Source organism: Negativicutes bacterium, assembly GCA_021372785.1.
Taxonomy (GTDB): Bacteria; Bacillota; JAAYKD01; order JAAYKD01; family JAAYKD01; genus JAJFTT01.
The window spans coordinates 1-22,282 of record JAJFTT010000041.1 but is presented as its reverse complement, the minus strand read 5'-3'; the positions used below and the strand labels follow the sequence as shown (position 1 = coordinate 22,282).

Annotated in this window: 21 protein-coding genes; 11 read left to right on the top strand and 10 right to left on the bottom strand. The window is 53.2% G+C overall.

Annotation, left to right across the window (positions count from 1 at the left end):
* From LLG09_05810 to LLG09_05790, 5 genes are all read left to right on the top strand, one after another.
* On the top strand, positions 1-181 hold a 181-nt coding region (locus tag LLG09_05810; protein ID MCE5196628.1), incomplete at its 5' end, for an undecaprenyl-diphosphatase.
* Positions 182-302: 121 nt separating this feature from the next.
* A complete protein-coding gene (locus tag LLG09_05805; GenBank protein MCE5196627.1) occupies positions 303-713 on the top strand; it encodes a hypothetical protein in 411 nt (136 codons plus the stop codon).
* Between the two features lie 71 nt (positions 714-784).
* Entirely contained in the window at positions 785-3,610 is a 2,826-nt protein-coding gene (locus LLG09_05800; GenBank protein ID MCE5196626.1) for a cation-transporting P-type ATPase, read from the top strand.
* 1 nt (position 3,611) lies between these two features.
* Positions 3,612-4,265, top strand: coding sequence for an NAD-binding protein (locus tag LLG09_05795; GenBank protein ID MCE5196625.1), 654 nt, complete (start codon positions 3,612-3,614; stop codon positions 4,263-4,265).
* Complete coding sequence (locus LLG09_05790; protein ID MCE5196624.1) at positions 4,265-4,948, top strand: TrkA family potassium uptake protein; 684 nt, start codon at positions 4,265-4,267, stop codon at positions 4,946-4,948. The genes LLG09_05795 and LLG09_05790 overlap by 1 nt, the downstream gene beginning before the upstream one ends.
* 83 nt (positions 4,949-5,031) lie before the next feature.
* On the opposite strand, the gene LLG09_05785 is transcribed toward LLG09_05790, so the two are convergent.
* Positions 5,032-5,712, bottom strand: coding sequence for a TIGR00266 family protein (locus tag LLG09_05785; GenBank protein ID MCE5196623.1), 681 nt, complete (start codon positions 5,710-5,712; stop codon positions 5,032-5,034).
* A gap of 245 nt (positions 5,713-5,957) precedes the next feature.
* Here LLG09_05785 and LLG09_05780 point away from each other — a divergent pair, with 245 nt between their 5' ends.
* The 6 genes from LLG09_05780 (at position 5,958) to LLG09_05755 (ending at position 10,372) form a co-directional block, all read left to right on the top strand.
* The gene (locus LLG09_05780; protein MCE5196622.1) at positions 5,958-6,110 is read left to right on the top strand and encodes a hypothetical protein; all 153 of its coding nucleotides are present in this window, start codon (positions 5,958-5,960) and stop codon (positions 6,108-6,110) included.
* 323 nt (positions 6,111-6,433) lie between these two features.
* The gene (locus tag LLG09_05775; protein MCE5196621.1) at positions 6,434-7,141 is read left to right on the top strand and encodes a Crp/Fnr family transcriptional regulator; all 708 of its coding nucleotides are present in this window, start codon (positions 6,434-6,436) and stop codon (positions 7,139-7,141) included.
* Between the two features lie 16 nt (positions 7,142-7,157).
* Complete coding sequence (locus LLG09_05770) at positions 7,158-8,138, top strand: PhnD/SsuA/transferrin family substrate-binding protein (GenBank protein ID MCE5196620.1); 981 nt, start codon at positions 7,158-7,160, stop codon at positions 8,136-8,138.
* A gap of 37 nt (positions 8,139-8,175) precedes the next feature.
* Positions 8,176-8,958, top strand: coding sequence for an ABC transporter permease subunit (locus tag LLG09_05765; protein ID MCE5196619.1), 783 nt, complete (start codon positions 8,176-8,178; stop codon positions 8,956-8,958).
* Positions 8,955-9,566 carry an ATP-binding cassette domain-containing protein gene (locus LLG09_05760; protein MCE5196618.1) on the top strand — a complete coding sequence of 204 codons (612 nt, stop codon included), beginning with the start codon at positions 8,955-8,957 and terminating at the stop codon, positions 9,564-9,566. Before LLG09_05765 ends, LLG09_05760 begins: the two co-directional genes overlap by 4 nt.
* An 80-nt stretch (positions 9,567-9,646) precedes the next feature.
* A complete protein-coding gene (locus LLG09_05755; protein ID MCE5196617.1) occupies positions 9,647-10,372 on the top strand; it encodes a hypothetical protein in 726 nt (241 codons plus the stop codon).
* A gap of 799 nt (positions 10,373-11,171) precedes the next feature.
* On the opposite strand, the gene LLG09_05750 is transcribed toward LLG09_05755, so the two are convergent.
* The 9 genes from LLG09_05750 to LLG09_05710 all read right to left on the bottom strand — a co-directional run bounded on the left by LLG09_05750 (position 11,172) and on the right by LLG09_05710 (position 22,137).
* On the bottom strand, positions 11,172-11,795 hold the full coding sequence (locus LLG09_05750; protein MCE5196616.1) for a phosphatase PAP2 family protein: 624 nt from the start codon (positions 11,793-11,795) through the stop codon (positions 11,172-11,174).
* A 61-nt stretch (positions 11,796-11,856) separates the two neighbouring features.
* Positions 11,857-12,834: a hypothetical protein gene (locus LLG09_05745; GenBank protein ID MCE5196615.1), complete on the bottom strand. Its 978-nt coding sequence runs from the start codon at positions 12,832-12,834 to the stop codon at positions 11,857-11,859.
* A gap of 61 nt (positions 12,835-12,895) precedes the next feature.
* A complete protein-coding gene (locus LLG09_05740) occupies positions 12,896-14,884 on the bottom strand; it encodes a S9 family peptidase (GenBank protein ID MCE5196614.1) in 1,989 nt (662 codons plus the stop codon).
* Between the two features lie 14 nt (positions 14,885-14,898).
* A complete protein-coding gene (locus tag LLG09_05735) occupies positions 14,899-16,860 on the bottom strand; it encodes a S9 family peptidase (GenBank protein MCE5196613.1) in 1,962 nt (653 codons plus the stop codon).
* Between the two features lie 506 nt (positions 16,861-17,366).
* Positions 17,367-18,308, bottom strand: coding sequence for an AEC family transporter (locus LLG09_05730; GenBank protein ID MCE5196612.1), 942 nt, complete (start codon positions 18,306-18,308; stop codon positions 17,367-17,369).
* Between the two features lie 42 nt (positions 18,309-18,350).
* Positions 18,351-19,292, bottom strand: a complete 942-nt coding sequence (locus LLG09_05725; protein MCE5196611.1) for an ABC transporter ATP-binding protein — start codon at positions 19,290-19,292, stop codon at positions 18,351-18,353.
* Between the two features lie 53 nt (positions 19,293-19,345).
* Complete coding sequence (locus LLG09_05720) at positions 19,346-20,350, bottom strand: ABC transporter ATP-binding protein (protein ID MCE5196610.1); 1,005 nt, start codon at positions 20,348-20,350, stop codon at positions 19,346-19,348.
* A gap of 4 nt (positions 20,351-20,354) precedes the next feature.
* Positions 20,355-21,185, bottom strand: coding sequence for an ABC transporter permease (locus tag LLG09_05715; protein MCE5196609.1), 831 nt, complete (start codon positions 21,183-21,185; stop codon positions 20,355-20,357).
* Entirely contained in the window at positions 21,178-22,137 is a 960-nt protein-coding gene (locus LLG09_05710) for an ABC transporter permease (protein ID MCE5196608.1), read from the bottom strand. The genes LLG09_05715 and LLG09_05710 overlap by 8 nt, the downstream gene beginning before the upstream one ends.
* Between the last annotated feature and the right edge of the window lie 145 nt (positions 22,138-22,282).

The following is a 22,282-nucleotide window of genomic DNA, read 5'->3' as shown; positions in this document are numbered from 1 at the left end:
TTTGCTGAGCGAGACCGAGTGGGCGATCCTGGCTGTCGGTACGATCGTGGCTTTTGTGGTTTCCCTCCTTGCCATTCGTTTTCTGATGCGCTATATTCAGAAAAATGACTTCTCCGTCTTCGGTTGGTATCGGATTGTTCTGGGGATTGCCGTTTTGGTTTATTTCGGACTCTTGGCATAAAGCAGCCAACGCGCCGCTTTTCAAGGCGCGCCGGCAGACAATTGTTTGGGTTGGAGTGACGGAAATGCGATTTTAAAAAAAGCGACGGCAGGAACCTTGGGATCCGGAGGATTCCGTTCCGCTGTCGGAAAAAGGCACTGGCCGCCAAGTGGCTGACGAAGCTCTGCAAAGGATCGGTTACGCAGGGACTGAACCGGCGGTTCGCCTCAACCCGCTCGGCCCACCGTTTGACCGTCAGCATATTGAGGTTAAGCTCAGGTGCCGGCACCGATGTGCTGCGCCTGCCCAAAACAAAAACAGCGCAGGGTGGCAGGGACGGCAAACAGGTGATTTGCGGAAATGGAAGCAAAATATCCATCGGTTGCGCCGCAGCAAGCAGAAACAGCTTTTGGTTTGCATTCTAAAAAGGCGGGACCGCATGATCAGCGGTTCCGTTTTTTTTAAAGAGCGCCTGCTTCGAAACGAAAGCGGCTCTGCATTTGGTAATTCAGTGCCAATTCTACCGCGCGCCTTGTTTCATTTTCTGATGTGATACTTGTAAATGGCATCGGAAAGAGCTATAATAATAGTAAATATATGGAAAAAATAAAATGAGGTTTTACCATGAGCGAGCAAAAACAAATCGGGATAGAAAATAAAATCGAGACAATCCAGCAACTGACCGCAGCGGCGGCCTGTCAAATCATGCAGACCAGACCGGATGGTTTAACAGCCGCGGAAGTTGAGCGTAATCTCAAGGTCTACGGCAAGAATATTCTCAGCGAGAAGAAAGGCAAATCAATTATTTTGGTTTTTGCCGGTAATTTCGTCAGCATGATGGCGGTCCTCTTATGGATCGGAGGCATTATTGCCTTCTTTGCCGATATGCCCGAATTGGCTGTCGCGATCTGGCTGGTCAATCTGATCAACGGTGTTTTTAGCTTTTGGCAGGAATTTCGGGCCGGTAAAGCAACAGAAGCCCTGAAAAAAATGCTGCCGTCCTATGCCCGAGTGATTCGGGAAAAGAAAGAACAGCAAATATTGACGGAAGACCTGACCCCGGGCGATATTATTTTGCTGCAGGAAGGCGATAAAATTTCCGCGGATGCCCGCCTTTTGGATACCAGCGATTTTCAAATTGATCAGTCGACCCTGACCGGCGAATCCAATCCGATCCGCAAAACGCACGATCCGGTGCTCAGAGAAGGTTTGTCCCGTTTTGAGATTCCGAATCTGATTTTCGCCGGAACCAGTGTTGCCAGCGGCACGGCCAAAGCGGTCGTGGTCACCACCGGAATGCAGACAGAGTTCGGCAAAATTGCCGGTTTGACGCAGGAAATGAAAGAAGAGCAGAGCCCGCTGCAAAAAGAACTGGACCAACTGACCAAACAGGTTTCTTTTATGGCCCTGGCTGCCGGCGCTCTTTTCTTTGTTGCTGCCGTTTTCTTCGTGAAACAACCGGTGGCGCAGGCTTTTATTTTTGCTTTGGGTATGGTAGTCGCCTTTATTCCGGAAGGATTACTGCCAACCGTCACCTTATCCCTGGCAATGGCGGTGCAGCGTATGGCCAAAGAACATGCCTTGGTCAAACGCTTATCCGCGGTGGAGACGTTGGGTTGTACTACCGTGATTTGTTCCGATAAAACCGGCACGCTGACCCAGAACGAAATGACCGTCAATAATCTGTGGCTGCCGGGCCGGGAACTGACGGTGACCGGTCAGGGCTACGCGCCGATCGGCCAGGTCATGCAAGACGGTCAACCGACCAGCGCTCTTAGCGACGGAGATCTGAAGCTGCTTTTGAGCGCAGCCGGCCTTTGCAGCAATGCCCGCTTGATTCCGCCCGATGCGGAGTCCGATCGCTATACCGTTTTGGGTGATCCGACGGAAGCTTGTCTGTCGGTGGCTGCCACCAAAGCCGGACTCAATTTGGAAGAAGCGGCCGCTCAGATGCCCAGAATCAGAGAACTGCCGTTCGACTCCAGACGCAAAAGAATGACGACGATTCATCAAAACAGCAGTCAGAAAAACGGCGGCAGAATCGCGTATGTCAAAGGCGCTCCCAAGGAAATCCTGGATTTGTGCACAGAAATTCGGCGCGGCGGACAAACCGAAGCGATTACGGAGCAACAACGCGCCGAAGCCATGCAGGCCAACGACCGCTATGCCCGCAGCGGATTGCGGGTTCTGGCCATTGCCTGCCGTTCGATCACCGGCGAGAGTCAGCTGCCGAGCGCCCTGAGCGCCTATACCCCGGAGTTGTTGGAACAAAGTTTAACTTTTCTCGGGCTGGTTGTGATGGCCGATCCGCCGCGCCCGGAAGTTGCGGCAGCCGTAGAGCAGTGCCGCAAAGCCAGCATTCGGATTATCATGATCACCGGCGATTACGGTCTGACCGCCGAAAGTATCGCCAGGCGGATTGGCATTGTGCAGGGTGAGCATCCCCGAGTCATATCCGGTCAGGAGTTAGCCAAGCTCAGTGATGAGGAATTAAAAGACGCCCTGAAAGGCGAAGTGATCTTTGCCCGCGTCGCGCCGGAGCAAAAATACAGAGTCGTCTGCAATTTACAGGCGGCGGGAGAGATCGTCGCTGTCACCGGCGACGGTGTGAATGACGCCCCCGCCTTGAAAAAAGCCGATATCGGCGTGGCAATGGGAATTTCCGGTACCGATGTCGCCAAGGAAGCGGCGGATATGATCCTGACGGATGATAACTTCGCTTCCATCGTCAAAGCCATCGAAGAGGGCCGTACAGTTTACAGCAATATCAGAAAATTCCTGATCTACATTCTCAACAGCAATATGCCGGAAGCGATCCCTTCCGCCGCCTTCTTATTTTCCAAAGGCCTGATTCCGCTGCCTTTAACGGTCATGCAGATTTTAACCATCGATCTGGGCACGGATATGATGCCGGCGCTGGGCTTGGGTACGGAATTAGCCGAAAAAGGCGTCATGGATCAGCCGCCGCGTTCCCGCTCGGACAATCTGTTGAATCGGAGAAATATGGTCAAGGCATTTCTCTGGTATGGTATGATGGGATCGGTCATTTCCCTGGCGGCTTATTTCTTTGTCAATCGCTTGAATGGCTGGCCTGCGATTCCCTTAGCGTCCGGCGGCGCCGTTTATGCCAAAGCGACGACCATGACCTTGGCGGCGATTGTCTTCAGCCAAATCGGCGCGGTGCTGAACTGCCGGACAGAGAGAGAATCTGTTTTCAAAATCGGACTCTTCAGCAATCGAAAAGTGCTCTTCGGCATCGTTTTTGAGGTTTTCTTGCTGGGCGCCATCATCTACGTTCCCTTTTTGCAGACGACCTTTCATACCGCGGCCATCGGCTGGCAGGAATGGCTGTTTTTAGCGGTGATCCCAATCCCGATTCTCTTGGTCGAAGAACTGAGAAAAGCGCTGGTCCGTCGTATGGGCAGAACAAAAGAAACAGGAGGTAACTAGAATGAAAGTGATTATCGTAGGCTGCGGTAAGCTGGGATCGCAGCTCGCCTTGAATCTGGTGCAAAAAGGTCATAAAGTAACCGTAATTGATACCAATGCCGCGGCTCTGGAACAGCTTGGCCTCAATTTTCAAGGTGAAACCCTGGTCGGTATCGGTTTTGATCGGGAGATTTTAGAAAAAGCGCAAATTCGCAAGGCGGATGCGGTGGCGGCCTGCACCAGAAATGATGATACCAATGCCTTAATTGCCAGAATTGCCAAGAATATCTATAAAGTGCCCTGTGCCATTGCGCGCTTATACGATCCCCGCAGCGCCGAGATTTATCGCACCCTCGGTATTCAGACTATTTCCACCACAAGCTGGGGAGTTGCCCGCGCGATGGATATTCTGACCTACAGCCAGCTGGATATACTCTTAACCTTTGGCGACGGCAATGCGGATCTGATCCGGATCGAAGTGCCGCATCTCCTGGTCGGTAAAACGGTCAACGAGCTGACCTCAATTGGTGAGTTTCAGGTGATTGCCATCAGCCGGAAGAATCAATCCTTTCTGCCTACCCTGGGAACGACACTGCAGCAGGATGATATGCTTTACATGACCGTGGCGGCTTCGGCTGCCAAGAAATTAAAAACCATGCTGGGGGTGATGCTATAATGGAAGGCAGCAAAATGAAAGTTATCATTATCGGAGGCGGTTTAGTCGGTTCCTATATTGCCAAATTGTTATTGGAAAATGGCTGTGCTGTCATGGTCATCGAAAATCACGAAGCGCCATTGGCGAAATTGAAAAGGATGATCCCGTTGGAGTGTATCAATTCCGGCAGTGGAATTGAACCGAGTGTCTTGGAAGCCTGCGGTATTGCTTCGGCGGATGTGGTTGTGGCGGTGACCGGCGCCGATGAGACGAATTTGGTTGCTGCCACCATCGCCAAGTTCGAATTTAACGTAGCCCGTGTGATCGCCCGCGTCAACAATCCTCAAAACGCCTGGTTGTTTACCGCTGAAATGGGTGTGGATGTGGGTCTAAATCAGGCTGATCTGATGGCGCATCTCGTGGTGGAAGAGATCGATCTGAAACATATTATGACACTGATGAAGCTGAACCGCGGAGATTATGCCATTGTGCAGGTGACAATCAGCGAGGGCTCGGCAGCGGCGAACCGACCAATCAAGGAGTTGACTCTGCCGGAAAACGCGGTTTTGATTGCACTGAACCGGGGTAAGGACGTGATCATTCCCCGCGGCAATACCATTTTAAAAGGCGGCGACGAACTGCTGGCCTTTACCGATAAAGCAGCCGCGGCGCAAATCAATCTGCTCTGCGCTTCTCAAAAATAAAGTGTGCGCGGGGCGCAATGTTAAAAGACGGGACCGTGTTTTTTCGGTCTCGTCTTTTGAGTTTCGTCTTTTGACTCTGCGGTTTATTTACCCGGTGTGATAAACGGACGGAAAGCGGCGGCAACCCCGCTGAGCGGCATGGTTTGCAGCAGGATCTTACCCGGTCCGGTTACGACCGTGTTGAAAACGCCTTCCCCGCCGAACAGCATATTCTTAATTCCCGGGACGGATTGAATATCCATGCTGCAGGTTGGATCCATTACCGCCAGATATCCGGTATCGATGAGCATGGATTCCCCATCGTCCAGGCTGTATTCCACCGCGGAACCGTCAATTTCCAGAAAAACTGTGCCTTGACCGGAGAGTTTCTGCATAATAAAGCCTTCCCCGCCAAAAAAAGCAGCGCCGAGTTTTTTTTGAAAATGGATGGAGAGTTCCACGGAACTTTCGCTCGCCAAAAAAGCGGATTTTTGTACAATCAACTCGTGGCCCGGGCTGATCTCAAAAGCGCGAATCGCTCCCGGAAAACTGGAGGCAAAACCGATGATTCCGGCTTTGCCAATGGCGGTATAGCGATTCTGAAATAAGGTTTCCCCGCTCAGCATGCGTCCCAGGGCTTTGCCAAGACCGCCGTTGCCGGTGGTTTCCATTTTTAAATTGGGGGACATCCAGCACATGGATCCTCTTTCGGTCAGCATGGTTTCGCCTTCCTGCAGCTCGCAGACGACTACCGGTAATTGGTCGCCAATAATGTTATATTTCATCGTTCGTACCTCGTTTTTCTTTGCCAGTCATTCTTCGGTTCAATCTTTTTAGCTTACCATATCGGTCAGTGAGTTACAAGAGATAAATAATGAAGAAATTTCGAAAAGAAAGCTCACCAAAATTCGGCAGGGCTGATCGCCGCGCTGACAGATTGAAAGCCGCTGAGCCATATGCCGGGAGAGGGTGTGAGTTCGCGTGCAGAAGCCGGCTGTTTTCATGATTCACGCTTGCTAAGGCGGCCAGCGTGCTGCACCGGCTCGGCGATGCTTGGAAATGCGGCAGAAAATATCATTGGCAGCGGGTCACCGGCTCGATGATCAAGCAGAATCCGAAAGCCAATTGGGCATTTCGGCGGCTGCGGCAGGCAACACAGCCGCCTGCCGCCGAGGTGCATTGATCCGTTTTCCGCGGGCAACCGTTTTACGATGAAACATGAGACCGCAGCAGCGCGGCCGGGTGGACCGTCATCTGAAAGCGGATGCAAAGCAACTGCGCTGCTACCGGCGCAGTTGGCCTAAAATCTGCGACAGCGAGGATTTGTCCTTGTTAGGCTGCGATATCACTGTTTTTCTCAATAGCTTTTGGCAAGATTTCAATTGGCAAGTGGAACCGGACGCAGAATCAGACAGTTTCTCTCGCACGGCCTCTCTTGACTGAATGTTATTGATAGATTACAATAAAATAGAAATTGTATCATTTGAGACATAGTGAGGTGAGGCTGTGCAACAAGAAAACAGTCTGTTCCATTTTATAAAGCAATTGCAACAGACGCCGTTGTTTTACAATGTGGAAGCCGGACGCCTGCTTGATTTGCTGGAGGGGCGTTACAGTCTGGAACAGTATGCGGCAGGGACTTGCGTCTATGATCTGCACGACTTTCGCCGGGCGGCCGGCATAGTTTTAGCGGGGGGCCTGCGGGTCAGCACCCCAGCAGATGTTCTATTGAACACGATCCAGCCCGGTCAGATGTTTGGTGTTGCCTCGTTGTTCAATGAGAACGAAACTTATGTTTCTCAGATCGCAGCAGAGAAACAATCTCTGGTGATGTTTTTATCGGCTGCGCAACTGGAAGCGATTTTTCAGGAAGAGTTTTTGATCTGCCGCAACTTTCTGAGCTTTCTGTCCGGTCGGATTGTTTTTTTAAATCAAAAAATCAGTGGTTTTGCTGCCACTTCACCGCGGGCAGCGCTGTTGGTTTTTCTGACCAGTCAGGCGGCGGACGCGGAAACTCCTGATTTTTTTCTGCCTTGCAGCCGGCAGCAGCTGAGCAAACGTCTGAATATGAGCCGGGCTACCCTTTATCGGGCGCTGGATGTGCTGAAACGGGACGGAACGCTGACAGAAAATGCGGACGGCAGTTTCCGCTTACAAAGCGGCTTACAAAGCGGCTTACAAAGCGGTATTCTCCAGAGCCAAAGCAAAAAATGAACGGGGGTAGATTCAATTGAATCAAGCGAAGAAAATCCTGAGCGTTACTCTGCTGATCGCGCTTGTGGCCGCGCTGTTTGGCGGCTGTGTTCAAAAGCCGGCGGAGAAAATTGCAATCCGCATCGGCGCCCTCAAAGGGCCGACTGCTCTTGGCATGCTGCAATTGATGCAGAAGGCCGAGGCAAAAACAACTGCCAATCAGTATGATTTTACATTAGCCGGAGCGCCGGAAGAAATCAGCGCAAAAATGATTGCCGGTGAGCTGGATCTTGCAGCAATTCCCGCCAATTTGGCTGCCGTACTCTACAACAAAACGGAGGGCATGGTGAAAATGGCGGCGATCAACACCCTGGGTGTTTTATTCCTTCTGGAAAATGGCGACAGCGTGCATTCGGTGGAAGATCTGCGTGGGAAAACCATTTATGCCACAGGGCAAGCCTCTACCCCGGAATATGCCTTGAATTATATTCTGACTTCCAATGGCTTGATTCCCGGTGAAGATGTGCAGATTGTCTATAAGAGCGAACATGCCGAAGTTGCCGCTTTATTGGCGGAAGGTCAAATTGACCTGGCTCTGCTGCCGCAGCCCTTTGTAACGACGGTGCAGCAGAAGAGTGAGACGGTGCGGATTGCGCTGGATATGACAAAGGAATGGGAAGCCGTTGCTCCGCAGGGCGGCAGTTTGGTGATGGGGTGCCTTGCGGTGCGCACGGAATTCTATCAAGCCCACCAAAAGGCGGTGGATGCGTTTCTGACGGAATATAAAGCGTCGGTTGCTTATAGCAATGAGAATGTCGATGCCGCGGCTGCTCTGAGCGCGCAATATAATGTGATTCCGGAAGCGGTCGCCAAAGCGGCAATTCCCTTCTGCAATATTGTTTATATTGACGGGGATGAAATGGTAACGAAGGCAGATCATTGTCTGCAGGTTTTATTTGCCGCGGATGCCAAATCGGTGGGCGGTAAACTGCCGGGCAGGGATCTTTATATCAAATAAAAGCCGCTGTTTTGCAAAACAGGAGGAGGGCGAGCAGATGAAGCATTACAACGGCAAGCGAAAGCCGCCGCGGCCGCTTTCTGCTGCCCTTTTCTTTGGTTTCGCTTTGCTGTTTTGGTTTTTGGTCTGGCAATTTGCAGCCGCCAGAGTGCAGCTCGCTTTGCTGCTGCCTGCGCCGGGTCAGGTTTTACGGCGTCTGGCAGAGCTGCTGCAGGAAGCAGCTTTCTGGCAAGTCGTGCTGGCTTCTTTGCGCCGGATTTTTTTCGGTTACGCTCTGGCAGTGGTTCTGGGCAGCCTGCTGGCGGTTCTGACTGCCTTTCTGCCGTCGGTGCGTCAGGTGATTGCTTTCCCGATGAATATCATCAAAGCCTCGCCGGTCGCTTCTTTTGTGATTTTAGCCCTGATTTGGATTGCTTCCGATACGCTGCCTCTGTTCATTTGCTTTCTGATGGTTTTGCCGATGGTATGGAGCAATGTGGAAACCGGAATTAGAGAAGCGGATGAAAATCTGCTGGAGATGGCCTGGGTTTATCGGTTTTCCTTACCTGCGTTATGGCGGACGGTTTATCTGCCGGCGATCAAACCGTTTTTTACCACCGCCTGTCTGGTTGGCTTCGGTTTTGCCTGGAAATCGGGTGTAGCTGCCGAAGTGTTGAGTCTGCCCCGGCTTGGGATTGGCACGAAATTGTATCAGGCAAAAATTTATCTGGAAACAGCGGATTTATTTGCCTGGACGATTGTTGTGATCAGTATCAGTATCAGCTTTGAGTTTCTGCTCAGCGTATGTCTGCAGAAGAAGCGGAGGAAACCGGCGGAATGAAATTGGAAAAGATCAATTTTAGCTTTGATGGCCGACCGGTCCTGCAAGATTTTTCTTTGGAATTGCCAAAATCCGGCGTGGTGGTGCTGATGGGACCCTCCGGCTGCGGTAAAACGACGCTGCTGCGCCTGCTGGTGGGTTTGGAGCAGGCGGACAGCGGCAGTATGCAGCAAGGTTTCCAACGGCCGGCCATGATGTTTCAGGAAGACCGATTGCTGCCGCAGCTGAACGTGCTGCAAAATCTGCTCGTCTGTCGGCCTCCCGGCGGATTGGCAGAGGCGAACCGGCGGCTGGAGCAATTGGGTTTGTTCAGCGAAGCCAAACGGTATCCCGCTGAATTGTCCGGCGGCATGAAACGCCGGCTGGCTTTGGGACGCGCTTTGTGCTATGATGGGGATGCACTCCTGCTCGACGAACCGCTGAAAGGCCTGGATGAGTTGCAGCGCCGCCGGTTATGGCAGGTGATCAGGGCGGAAGGCCGGCAGCGGCTGGTTATTTGGGTCAGTCACGACCGGCAAGAGGCGGCTCAGGTGGCCGATCGCTTTCTCTTGCTGCAGGGACCGCCTCTGCAAATCGTAGAGGACCGAATCAACCTTATGTCCGAATGAAAGGCGGCGGCAGGGCAAGGCTGCCGCTTTTTGCCGCGTTCGTCAGCAGAGAAAGACTTAGAATAGAGGAGTGGTTCGTTTTGATTTCGGCAAAGCAATATCAGCGTCAAGTTACAGTGGCCGTTTTTCAGGTGGGACCCGGTAACCTGATGAAAGCTTCCGCGCTGCTGCGCATGTTTCAGGAAATTTGCGAGGAACATTTGGCTGTTTCAGGCATGGACCACAAGCAATTGGCAGCCGAAGGCATGGCTTTTTTACTGACGACAAATCAACTGAATCTTCGCCGTCAACCTAGTTTCGGAGAAAATTTAACAATTATTACGGAACCGCTGGGTCATCTCGGCGTGCATTTTTATCGTTCGTTCCGTTTATATGCCGCCGGGGAGGAAATCGGCCATCTGCTGCAGCTCAGCGTGCTGGTCGATTTCCATACGCATCGTCTCTTGCGTCCTGCTGCTTTTTATCGTTTGGGTATATTTGAAGACCGTCAGCCGGAGGCTGCCATGCAGGTGGAAAATCTGCAGATGCCGGCTGATTTGTCTGCGCTCGGCAGCCGCAACATTTATTATTCCGATTTGGATTACAACAGTCACCTGAACAATACGATTTATGCGGATATCCTCAGCGATTTCTGGCCGCTGCCGCCCGCGGAACATCGCTTCAGCCAGCTGCAGATCCAATATGTCAGCGAGGCCTTTGCGGGAGATGTGCTGCAGCTGCAAGGCAGTCAGGTCAAAGCGGGAGAGACGTTCTATCTCGCGGGCAGTCATCAGCGCGGGCTGTGTTTTAAAGCAAAGATCCGTTAAAAAGCAAAGATCCTTTCAGCAGAACCGCTCAGTTTTCTGGTCAGGCTTTTTCGCTGCCGGCAAATGCGTTTAGGTTATCCCTTAGGTATCCCTAAGGCGAAGAGGTCAAGCGTAAAATCATGGGTCCCCGGCAAATCTGCGTTTCCTTCGGGACCTGCGCTTTTCTGAGCCAGGTCGATTCACACTGCGGGACGAGCTCCGGCAGAAATGCGATCACTGGCTGGTAGCCCATCGCTAAATTCAGCGCAGCAGCCAAAGCGCCCTCTGAAAATGATATAACCTCCGATGTGGTCAAAACCTTCGAACTCTGCGTGGAGGATCTTTCCTATTGGCAGGTGCGCGGCAATCGCCGCCGTTTCGGGCAGGAAGAGGATGCCGCTTTTACGGTGCTTTACCGCACGACCAAAACAAAGACTCAGATCCAGGCTGCGATTCTGCCGTTTCTGACGGAATTCCTTCGGCAGAATTTGCTTCGCGTCTGGGAAGCGCCCAAAGCCGCTCCCGTGCCTCTCAGCGATTTGCCTGGTGGCGGCAGCAGCCTCGCGGGGGATCTTTGCGCAGCTGCAGCAGGAGACTTTGACGGATTCGCTGTTCTTTACGGCACAGGGCCGGCAGAACAGCAGAAAAACAGTGATAGGAGACGGCAGCGTTCTGCTGGAGATGAAAGCAGTCTAGAAATCATAAGACAGGTATCCCATAAAAGGAACAGGGGCAAATTCTGCATTGCTGCAGTATTTACCCCTGTTTTTTCGATGCGATGCAGCGTTTCCTCTGCTTCGTCTCATTCTTTTTGTAAGAGTCACTGGCTGCTCTGCTTTGCTGCGCTTTGGCTCTGCCAAAAGAGATCAACCAGCACCGCCACGGCAAAGCCAATCAGCCAGCCGCCCAAAACATCGCCCGCATAATGCACGCCCAGATAGATGCGGCTCAAACCGATGCTGAGGTTCAGAGCGACGCAGAGAGCGGTCAGGCTGTATTTCCGGACAGGATTTTCGATATAGCGGAAAATCAGCAGGATCAGTATCGTATAAAGTGCGGCATTGTTCATGGCATGGCCGCTGGGGAAACTATAATTCAGTTCGATAATCAAACGTAAAATATCCGGACGCTGTCTGGAAAATACGTTTTTCAGTAAAATATTGAGGATAGTTGAGACGATGACCGCAACGGAAACAGGACAAGCAATGGTCTTCCGCGATTTTGGTAAGGCGAACAACAAAAGACAGAAGCAGATCACACTGCTCGCATCACCGATGTGCGTAATGACTTTCACGAGCGCAGTCAGAATGGGAGACATATGTTCAACGGTCTCATCGTAGGCCCAGCCTTCAAAGCCTGTCGTGCTGCCCGCCGCGATACTGATGGCCAGCAGAACAAATAAAATCAGCGGCAGCACGACCAGCCAGCTTACTTTTCTTTTCACGTTACACATCACTTCCGATTTTTCCATGGAATTTGGCAGGCTGTGCTTGCCGCAGGCAGCGTTATTTTCCCAGAATCAAGTCTTCCAGCTGCAGCTGTAAGCGTTCTTCTTCCTGCAGCCCGGTTTCTCTTAATTCGTTCAAATCGAGCAGATATTCCTCTACGGAATCCATCACGCTCTGCACATTTTCTCTGGCCGTATTGATTTTTGTCTGCATAAAAAAATCAATGAGGAAGCCATCCATAAAGAAATCGGCAAATTTCATAAAACCGTCGGTATCAATCTGCAATTGGGCGGAGACCGGCGTATCCAGCAGTTCGGTATGAAAGCGGCGCAGGTTGTTTTCTGCGGCAGCAACCTGGCGCTTTGCTTCATCAATGTGCGAATGCTTGACCAAAGTAGTCAGCACACCGCCGCCCACCAGATCGAAGATACCCCAGCCGGAAGCGCTGTTCAAGCTTTCTATGACGAGCAGCAGGCTGGCTTTGGCAGCTTCACCGGCGGAGATCGCTTCCTGTAATTCGCGTTGATTGCGTTTGCACTGGTCAATGGCTTCCTGCAGCGCGGCAATTTTGCCTGCCGTGCCGCCGCCTTTATTTTGGCTTTCTTTTTGCTTGGCTTTCAGCAGCCAATGATAGCGTTCCGCCGAAACCTGGCAGTCTGCCTGTTCCTGTTTCAGCTGCTGAATTTCGAGCTTGATATCTTCGATGCGATCCACCGCCTGGTTATAGTAGATGGCAGCTTCGGCCGCCTGCTGTTCCTCCTGATCCAGGCGCTCGTAATAATCACCGCTGATCCTGGCTAAAAAGCGGCTGAACCCCAGTCCTTTCAGATTTTTCACATCGGCTTCTTCGCGTTCCAGCTGTGTGAGACGTTCCTCCGCATCCATTTCGGCTTCTTCCAGTTCGTCTTCCAGTTCCAGCAGCATGGTTTCGATTTTGGCGGCGCGCTCGCCTTTTCTCTTTAAGTCGCGCAGCTCATCCATATTGTCCGCCGGATTGCTGTCGGCGGCGGTATTCTGTGCAAATTCCTGTTTCATTTTGTTTCCCTCACTTTATCGAGTAGAGCCGTAAAACCCCTTGCTTTCGCGATGGGGAGTGTCAATTGATATGACTCTGGAACCAAGCCAGGGTTCTCTGCCAACGATCTGCAATATAGGCTGGTTTGACAAAGCCGTGGAATTGCTCCGGATACTTGACATAGACAGTTTCTTTGCCCAGACGTTTGAGGGCATAATAGAATTGCTCGGTCTGATCCTGCGGGCAGCGCACATCATTCATGCCGTGCAGGAGCAGAATCGGCGTTTCCACCTGGCGTACATATTGAATGGGACTGCGAGCCATCAGAGCCGGAATATCATCAAAGGCCGGGCCGCCATGCAGCCCTTCGCCGTAGGCTGCGGCGTCACTGACCAGACAGAGCGTCAGCCAATTGGAAATGATCGCGCCGGCCACGGCCGCCCGAAAGCGCTTCGTTTGGCTGACCGCCCAGGAAGTCATATAACCGCCGTAGCTCCAGCCGGTCACCCCCAGACGATTGGGATCGGCGACGCCCATGGCGATGACGTGATCGACGCCCAGCATAATATCCTGATAATCTTTGCCGCCCAGATCATTGATACAGGCCGCGGCAAATTGCGGACCGTAGGTAATGCTGCCGCGCGGATTGACATAAACAACCGCATAACCGTGATAAGCTAGAAATTGGAAAGGGAATTGGAAGCTGTCCATGTAAACATCGGTGGGACCGCCATGAATACTGAGAATCGTGGCGACTCGGGTGCCTGCGCTATAATCTAGCGGCCGCACGAGAAAACCTTCAATATCCCAGCCGTCCGCGCCGGAATAGCTGAATTTTTCGGTTGGCAAAGCAGGGAATTTGGCTAAGAATTCAGCATTGACAGCAGTAAGGCGCAAGGGTTTGGCGTCCTGCACCGCATAGAGGTCGGCGGGGTGACTGCTGTCTTCGCAAAGAAAGACGCGCTCGCCGGTTGCATTGACCGCAAAAGCGCTGACGGTAGCCAGGGCGCCGCCGACGGCATCGCTTTCCGCGCCGGTTTGCCCGTCAGAGTAGGGTAAACGGCAGAAATAGGCACTGGCATGCTGCTGCTTGACATAGTAGAGGGTTTTTTCTTCTGCCGCATAGCGTAAATTACTGCGCGTGGCCTGAGAGTTTTCGGTCAGACAGACGAGGTTTTGCGCATCCAAAGGCTGCGGCCCGGAAAGGACGATTGACCAGATTCTCTCCACATTGGTGCCGGAGGCCTGAGAGTTATCGGCGCCCAGCCAAACGAAACGGCTGTCCTCATCTGTTAAAAGCAGATCTTTAATCGTGCCGTCAAACTCCATGACTTCGCTGCCGTAACCGTTGGCTAATTGAATTTTACAGACCCGGCTGCGGTAAGCGGCGCCGGGCTGATCAGAGTGCCGGACGACATAATAAAGCGCATTGCTTTCCCGGTTCCAGAGAAAGCCTTCCTGCCGTTGTTTTTGCTCTGTGATTTGCCGGCAGACCGCCGTCTTTTCACTGAGATCCAGAACAAAGAGCTGCAGATAGCTCTGAAAGAGATAGCCTTTGCCGTCGGCCCGGTAATCCGCATCCGTAATGACCAAAGGGGCTTCTTTTTTTTCTTTGTCGGTTTTGCCCGGCGTGTAGAGTTCTTTCGGTTCAGCGGCATAACGCGGTCCTTCCGCCGGCGGCACTGCGGCCTGGAAAGCAATTTTCTTGCCGTCCGGGCTCCACAGTCCGGCGGAAACCGGCATGACTTCCGTGCTGATTTGCTCCGCTTCGCCGCCTTGCAGGGAGATGCTGTAAAACTGCGTTTTGCCCTGCTCTGCGCGGCTGGAAAGGAAGAGCACCTGGCTGCCATCCGGAGAGAAGCGCGGCGCGCGGTCTTTGCCGCTGTTGGTCAGGCGGCGCGGCGGCGCGCTTCTATCCATGGCAACCTGCCAAAGATTGGTCACTTTTTCGTTTTGCTCCGGGTTGGTTTCGTTCAGAACATAAACAGCCGTTTTGCCATCCGGCGCAATCTGCAGATCTCTGATTGATTTGAGATCGAAAAAATTTGCGGCGCTTAAAATATTTTTCATAACGACACTCCTTATTATAGTCTTTCCCGCATCCAATTCAGGGTGCGCTGCCATCTGTCTTCAATATAGGCGGGTAAGCCAAAGGCATGGGACTGACCGGGGTAATAGACATAAACCGTTTCTTTGCCCATCCGTTTTAAGGCAAAGTAAAATTGTTCGCTTTGCTCGATCGGACAGCGCATATCGGCTCCGCCATGCAGCAGCAGGATTGGTGTCGTTACCGCAGCGACCTGAGTGACCGGGCTGCGCTGCATGGCCTTGCCGTAATCCAAAAAGAGCGGCTGCTCCCAGAGCCCTTCATCATAGATATTAATATCGCAGACACAGGAAAGCGTCAGCCAGTTGGAAATCATCGCACCGGCGACAGCCGCTTTGAAACGCTGATTTTGTGTCACGATCCAAGCGGTCATGTAGCCGCCGTAACTCCAGCCGGTCACACCCAAGCGTTTGGGGTCGGCGATGCCAAGCGCAATGCTGAAATCGACTGCGGCCATCAAGTCGCGATAATCGGCGCCGCCCCAGTCGCTGCAACCGGCAGCCGAGAAGGCAGGGCCATAGCTGCTGCTGCCGCGCGGATTGGCAAAGAGTACGGCATAACCCTGATAAGCCTGCAGCTGGAAGCTGATTTGATAGGCATCCAGATAAACGCCGGTGGGCCCGCCATGAATGTTCAGGATGGTCGGCAGAGCGACTCCCGCCTGAGCACCCGGCGGTTTGAGCAGCCAGGCCTCGATGGGTAACCCTTCATTCTGCACGGTGAACTTCTCGGCCGGCAGGGCGGGGAATTTTGCCAGCAATTGATCGTGGACGCCAGAAATGCGCCGCGTTGTTTTGCCGTCGGCATAATAAACTTCCGGCGGATGCGTAAAATCAGTGGCGATGAAGGCAAGTCTGCCCGCCTGATCGCAGCTAAAATCCGTGACGGTCGCTAAAGTCAGGGCAGCCGGCTCCTCCGTGCCGAAACCACTGGCAGCAGCCGAGCGGCAGAGCGACTTGCAACCCTGCCATAGACGCAGATAGGTCAGGTTTTGCGTTGCCGCGGTGAAAATCGGTTTCTCACAGCCGGCCGGGCTGTGCGGATTCAGGCATTTCAGCTCTTGCGGCGCCAAAGGACCGGCAGCGCTCAGGTCTGCCTGCCAAAGCAGACTGAGACCGATGCCATTGGGATAGGTTTGATCGACGCCGCTCAGCAGCAAAGTTTGTGGGTCGGGCAGGCTGAGGCTATTGATGCTGCCGGCAAAGTCGAGCAGATGCTGCAGGGCCTGATTGGCGGCTGTGACTTGCAGGACCCGGCTTTGAAAGCGGAAACTGGTCTCATCGATGTAGGTGACCGCATAGCAGAGCGCGGTTGCGTTATGATTCCAGATGAAAGCGCCGATCGTATGCTGCTCCTGCGTCAGCTGAACACAAGCGTTATCCTCAAGATCGAAGACAAAAAGTTGGTTATGCCCGCCGAGGGTAAAACCGCGGCCATCCTGCCGGTAGGAGATCGCATTGATTACCTGCGGCGCTCGCAGCATTTCTTCCTCCGGCGGCTGATAGAGTTCCTTTGTCTCCCCGCGATAACGGGCAGCAGCCTCCTGTTTGACAAAAGACAGAAAAGCGATCTTTGATCCGTCGGGCGACCAGAGCGGCGCGGAAGCTAGGCTGTGTTCTCCCTGCAGTAAGTGTGCCTCGCCGCCCTGCAGCGAAATCAGGTAAAGTCCGCCGGGGTTTTCGCGATCGCGTTCCGAACAAAAGGCAATTTTGCGGCCATCGGGTGAGAAGCGCGGCTTCGAATCGCTGCGATCTCCGGTTAAGGCAGCGGCGGGGCTGCCCTCCCCGCTCGTCGCCAGCCAGATCGCGCTTTCTTTGCGGTTTTTTTGCCGATTGGTCTCGGTTTGCAGCCAGGCAATGCGGCTGCCATCCGCAGAAATCTGGATATCGGACAATTCTTTGAGCAAAAAGATATCTTTTGCTGTCATTGCAGCTGCCATGCAGAGATCGCACTCCTTTACGCTGGAATTTCATAGAATAAATGCTTATTTCGTTATAACGCAAAGAATTCCTTTGCCGGCAGAGAAAAAACTACCGCTGTGGCGCAGCCAATGAAAGCGCGGCGTTTTGACTGTCGGTCGGCTGAACGGCCGGGGAAGGTTCTTTAAAAAAATGCCGCCGCGAAATCAGATTCGCGGCGGCCACCGACAAGAAAACAACAATACAGTAGAAATAAAAGAGAGGAGGAAATATGAGAAACCATGAAAAAAAGCGGAAGGTCTCCCTTCGACAGGAGACCTTCCGCAGAGTCTTTTATTCTCACGGTGTACGTTTTGCAGAACAAAACGCGGCTTCGCTCGGACCTGCACAGAACCGAAGCTCTGCCGGAACCCTAGAAGCCCTCTCACATTAATACGTTACAACGAACGTAAAAATAATATAACATGAACGCGTTGATTTGTCCAGTGATTTTTTTAAAAATACAGCTGGGTTTTGGCGCTACGCTCTAGATTCCCAGCAGTGTGAAGAGATACATGTAGACCGGCAGAAAGAGCAAACCCAGCAAGGTAGAGAAGGAGGTGCAGGTTGCGGCGAATTGATGGTCGGAACCATAGAGAGCGGCGACAATCGGCACCTGAGCCATTGCCGGCATGGCGGACTGAAGGATACTGACATTGGCGATCAAGCCCTCAATGCGGAAGAACTTCATCAAGCCAAAGGTAATGAGGGGGGAGATCAGGAAGCGCCCGATGCAGACGATGATCACATTGCGGCTGATTTTTAGGTTATTCAAGCCAGTACTGGCGAGCACGTAGCCGATATAAGTCAGCGCCAGCGGCGTACTCATACCGCCGATGATTTTTGTGGTATCCATCACAAATTTCGGTAAACGGATGCCTAAAAACAGCAGGGCAAAGCAGACAACCAGGGTGATCAGCGCAGGGGTAAAAATCTTCTGCAAGGTTTCTTGCCAGCCGGCGCTGTGCTTGCCGGGCGCATCCCGCCGAATGCCGGGTGCTGCCAGAGACCAGAATAAAACGCTGTTGGCGGCAAAGAAGAGCAGAGCCAAAGGCGCCGCCGCATCGCCGAAGATCGCTGTGCAGACCGGCAGACCGATAAAAATTGTATTGGAAAAACCAAAGAGCGCGGCAAAGACACCGCGCTGTCCTTTGGGGATTTTCAAAATCGGAATCAGCAGATGGGCAATGCCGAAGGTGGCAAGGATGGAAAGAAAAGGAGCCAGCAAAGCAAAACCGGCCTCCTGCAGACTTTCCCAGGAAAAATAGGTCATCATATTATTAATTAAAGTGCAGGGCACCACATAAGTGACTACCAATTTGGCGATAAATTGCGCGATTTTCTCATCGATGATCCCTTTGCGGCTGAGAAAAAAGCCAAAACCGATCACGGCAAAAACAGTGATAATAATGTTAAACGTATTCTCCATGCTGAAACGGGGCCTCCTTCTAAATTAGCAATCACCAATCCTTTATTCCGGATAATGGCAGGCGACCTGATGGTTTTCCGAGATCAGACGGATTGCCGGAATGCTGGTACGACAAAGCGGTCGGCAGCGGGGACAGCTTGCGGCATAGGGGCAGGCTTGCGCGTCAGGCAGAGCGGAAACCGCCGGCTTTACCGGCGTTTTTTCGGTGAAAGGGCCGGCGGCGGCTGCGAAAAGCGCTTCTGTATAGGGATGCAGCGGATTGTGCAGCAATGCTTCGGTGCCGGCTTCTTCCACAAGATAACCGCGATACATGACCAGAATGCGATCGGCCAACCAGGAAACAACATGCAGATCATGGGAGATGAACAGCATGGATAAAGCATATTTGCGGCGCAGTTCCTGTAAAAGATTGAGAATTTGCGCCTGAATGGATAAGTCCAGCGCCGAAACGACCTCATCCGCAATCAAAAGCTCCGGCCGTACCAACAGGGCGCTCAGGATCGCGACTCTTTGCCGCTGGCCGCCGGAAAGCTGGTGCGGATAGAAAGTCAGATGGCTTTCGTCCAAACCGACTTCCGCCAGCTGGGGCAGCAGCAGCTCACGACGCTCTTTGGCCGTGCTGCCGATGCCAAAACCGATCATAGGTTCCTGCAGAATGCTGCCGATTGTCAGGGAAGGATTTAAAACTTGCTGCGGGTCCTGGAAAACCATTTGAATTTGCCGGCGCCGCGGGCGGAACTGGCGGTTCGTCAGTGCCAGGTACTCAACGCCGTTCAGGCTGGCTTCCCCCCGGTCCGCTCGCAGCAAGCGTGCCAGGATGCGGGCTGTTGTTGTTTTCCCGCAGCCGGATTCGCCGATCAAACCAAGTATCTCCCCTTTCTGCAGAGAGAAGCTGAGATCGTGCACGGCGGTCAATCTTTCTTTGGCCGAAAATAAACCGCTTCCGCTGCGCGGATAGGTTTTGTCTAAATGATTTACCTGCAAGAGACAGGTTTCCTGCCGCATCAGAGCATCACTGCCTTTCCTGCTGAATCTGATCAGCGCTCTGCCGATTCGTTCGCTTCTGTGTCAGGCTGAGCCGGATGGTTGCAGAAGACCAGCCGGTCTGCCTGCCTTTTTTCCGCAACCGCCAGATCACATACCGCTGTTTTACGAGGACAGCGCGGTGAGAAAGTGCAGGCAAGGTTGCGGGCATACAAAGGAGGCACCATTCCCTCCACTGTGGCGAGCGCCTGGCCGCGTCGTTCAAAGGTCGGCATGGCGCCGAGCAGGGCTTTGCTGTAGGGATGCAGCGGTTGCCGCAGGATGCTTGCCGTCGGTCCCTCTTCCACAATTTTTCCGGCATACATGACGAGTGTGCGGCGGCAGAGCGATTGCACCACCCGCATATTATGCGAAATCATTAAGAGTGTCAGCCGGTGTTTTTGCTGCAGATTGCGGATCAGCTCCAGGATTTGCTGCTGGGTGGTGAGATCCAAAGCCGTTGTCGGCTCGTCTGCCAGCAGAAGCCGGGGATTCGGCAGCATGGCCATGGCCAGCATGATGCGCTGCCGTTGTCCGCCGGAAAGCTGATGCGGATATTGCCTGAGAATCTCGGCCGGATTCAGCAAACCGACTTCGCTGAGACTGTCCTCCGCCAGCTGCTTTTGTTTGGCTGTTGTGTCGGCCGCAGGGCAGTAGAGCAGAATCACTTCCCGCAATTGATAACCGATGCTGAGCAGGGGATTGAGAGAGGTGGCGGAGTCCTGAAAGACCATGGAAATCTGATTCCCGTGATAAGCCTGCATTTGCTCTGCCGTCATTTGAGTTAAGTCCACTCCGTCCAGCAGAATCTGACCGCCGCTGCGCAGAACTTGCGCCGGCAGTAAACCAGCGATTGCCAGCGCGGTCAGGCTCTTGCCGCAGCCGGATTCACCGATCAGACCCAGGCTGTCGCCTGCGGCCATGTCAAAGCTGACATGCTCCACCGCCGGGTAAACGTTGCCGCGATAGGGGACGCTCAGACTGAGGTCCAGTACCCGTAAAAAAGTCGGTTTGTCCATGCCGTCAGTCCTTTCGCCGCGTATCGCTCAGATCGCGCAGACCGTCACCCAGGAGGTTAAAACCCAGGACCAATAAAGTGATGGCAAGACCGGCGCTGATGGCGAGCCAGGGGGCATTGAACAGATAATCCTGCGCTTCCGAGAGCATTTTACCCCAACTGGGATCCGGCGGCTGCACCCCGAGACCCAGATAAGAGAGACCGGCTTCGGTCAGAACGCTATTGGCAAAACCTAAGGAAGCGGTAATCAGCAGGGACGACCGCATGTTTGGCAGCAGATGGACGAATAAAATGCGGCGGCGGCTGATGCCGATCAGCTTGGTCCACTGCATATATTCGAGATTCTTCAGTTGAATGGCGCTGCTGCGCGCCATCCTGGCATAGAGGGGGATGGAGAGCAGAGCAATTGCCAGCACGGTCACTTTCATGCCGGAGCCAAAGACGGCAATCATCATCAAAGCCAATAAGATGCTGGGGATGGCTTTGAAAGCGTCCAGGAGCCGCACTGTGATCAGGTCAAACCAACCGCCGGCATAACCGCAGGCTAAACCCAGAGTGACACCAAACAGACAGCCGGCCGCAACGGAGGAGACGCCGACCAAAAAAGCGGTTTGCGAGGCCTGCATCAGCCGGCTCAGCACATCCCGTCCCAGATGGTCGGTGCCAAACCAATGGGCATAGGAAGGCGCCTGCAATTTCGCTGCCGCACTCGGCGCGGTTGGGGAATAGGGAGTCCAGAAAAAGCTGACCAGCACGACCAAAAGCAGCAGACCGACAATACTGCCGCCGATGATTAAATTGCTGTTTTTGCGCCAGGCGGCATTTTGTTTATTCATTATCAGCCCCCCTGTCGCGGATGCGTGGGTCGACCCAGACAGAGAGGAGATCCACCAGGAGAAAACCAAAGGTAACGACGATCGATATATAGAGGGTGATCCCCTGCACCAAAGGCAGATCCCGGCTGCGTATGGCGCCTTGCAGTAATTGTCCCAAACCGGGAATGGAAAAAGTGGATTCGATGACAATCGAGCCGCTGAGGATATTGACCAGGAGAACCCCCAGAATCGTCAGCACCGGAATCAGTGCATTGCGCAGAACATGGCGATACAGGATAACATTCTCACTCAAACCCTTATTGCGGGCAGTGCGGACGTAATCCTGCAGCATCTGATCCAGTAAAGAAGCGCGCAGATAGCGCACCACAATTGCTACGGAAGAACAGCTGATCGCCAAACCCGGCAGCAGCATGGAGCGCAGAAAGCCCCAGGGGCTGACGCTCCAGGGCACATAACCGTTGATCGGCAGCCAGTTCAGCTTGACGCCGAAAACCAGCATCAGGAGGATCGCCAGCCAAAAGGAGGGGATGGCGATTCCCAATTGACTGAAGGCGTTGACGGCAAAGCCGGCGGAATCCTGACTGTGGCGAGCCAGCCATAAACCCAAAGGAATGGCAATCACGACGGTCAGAAAAAAGGACCAGGCCGCTAAAGCCAGCGTACTGGGCAGCCGCTGACCGATCAATTGATTGACGGGCAGATTATAACGGATCGACTGTCCCAGATCGCCGTGCGCTAAATGCAGCATCCAATTCAGATAACGCTGCGCCAAAGGCAGATCCAGTCCCAATTCTTTGCGCAGCAGCGCTTCCAGTGCGGGATCGGCCTCCTCCCCCAAACGGGATAAGACGGGATCGCCGGGAATGAATTGAAAGAAAAAGAAAATGAGCAGACTGACCAGGAAGAGCGTGAGCAGACTGGAAAACAGACGGCTGAGAAGCGAGCGTGAAATAAGGATCAGCTCCTCGTATTATATAGTAGTAGTTTTGAGACCCACTCCAAGGTCTTTGTGCTACACTGTAAGGGATGCTGTGGATTGGTTTCAGCTCCTACCGCACGACGGTTTCAAAAAGGCTCCAACCACAGTCCTTTGCAGT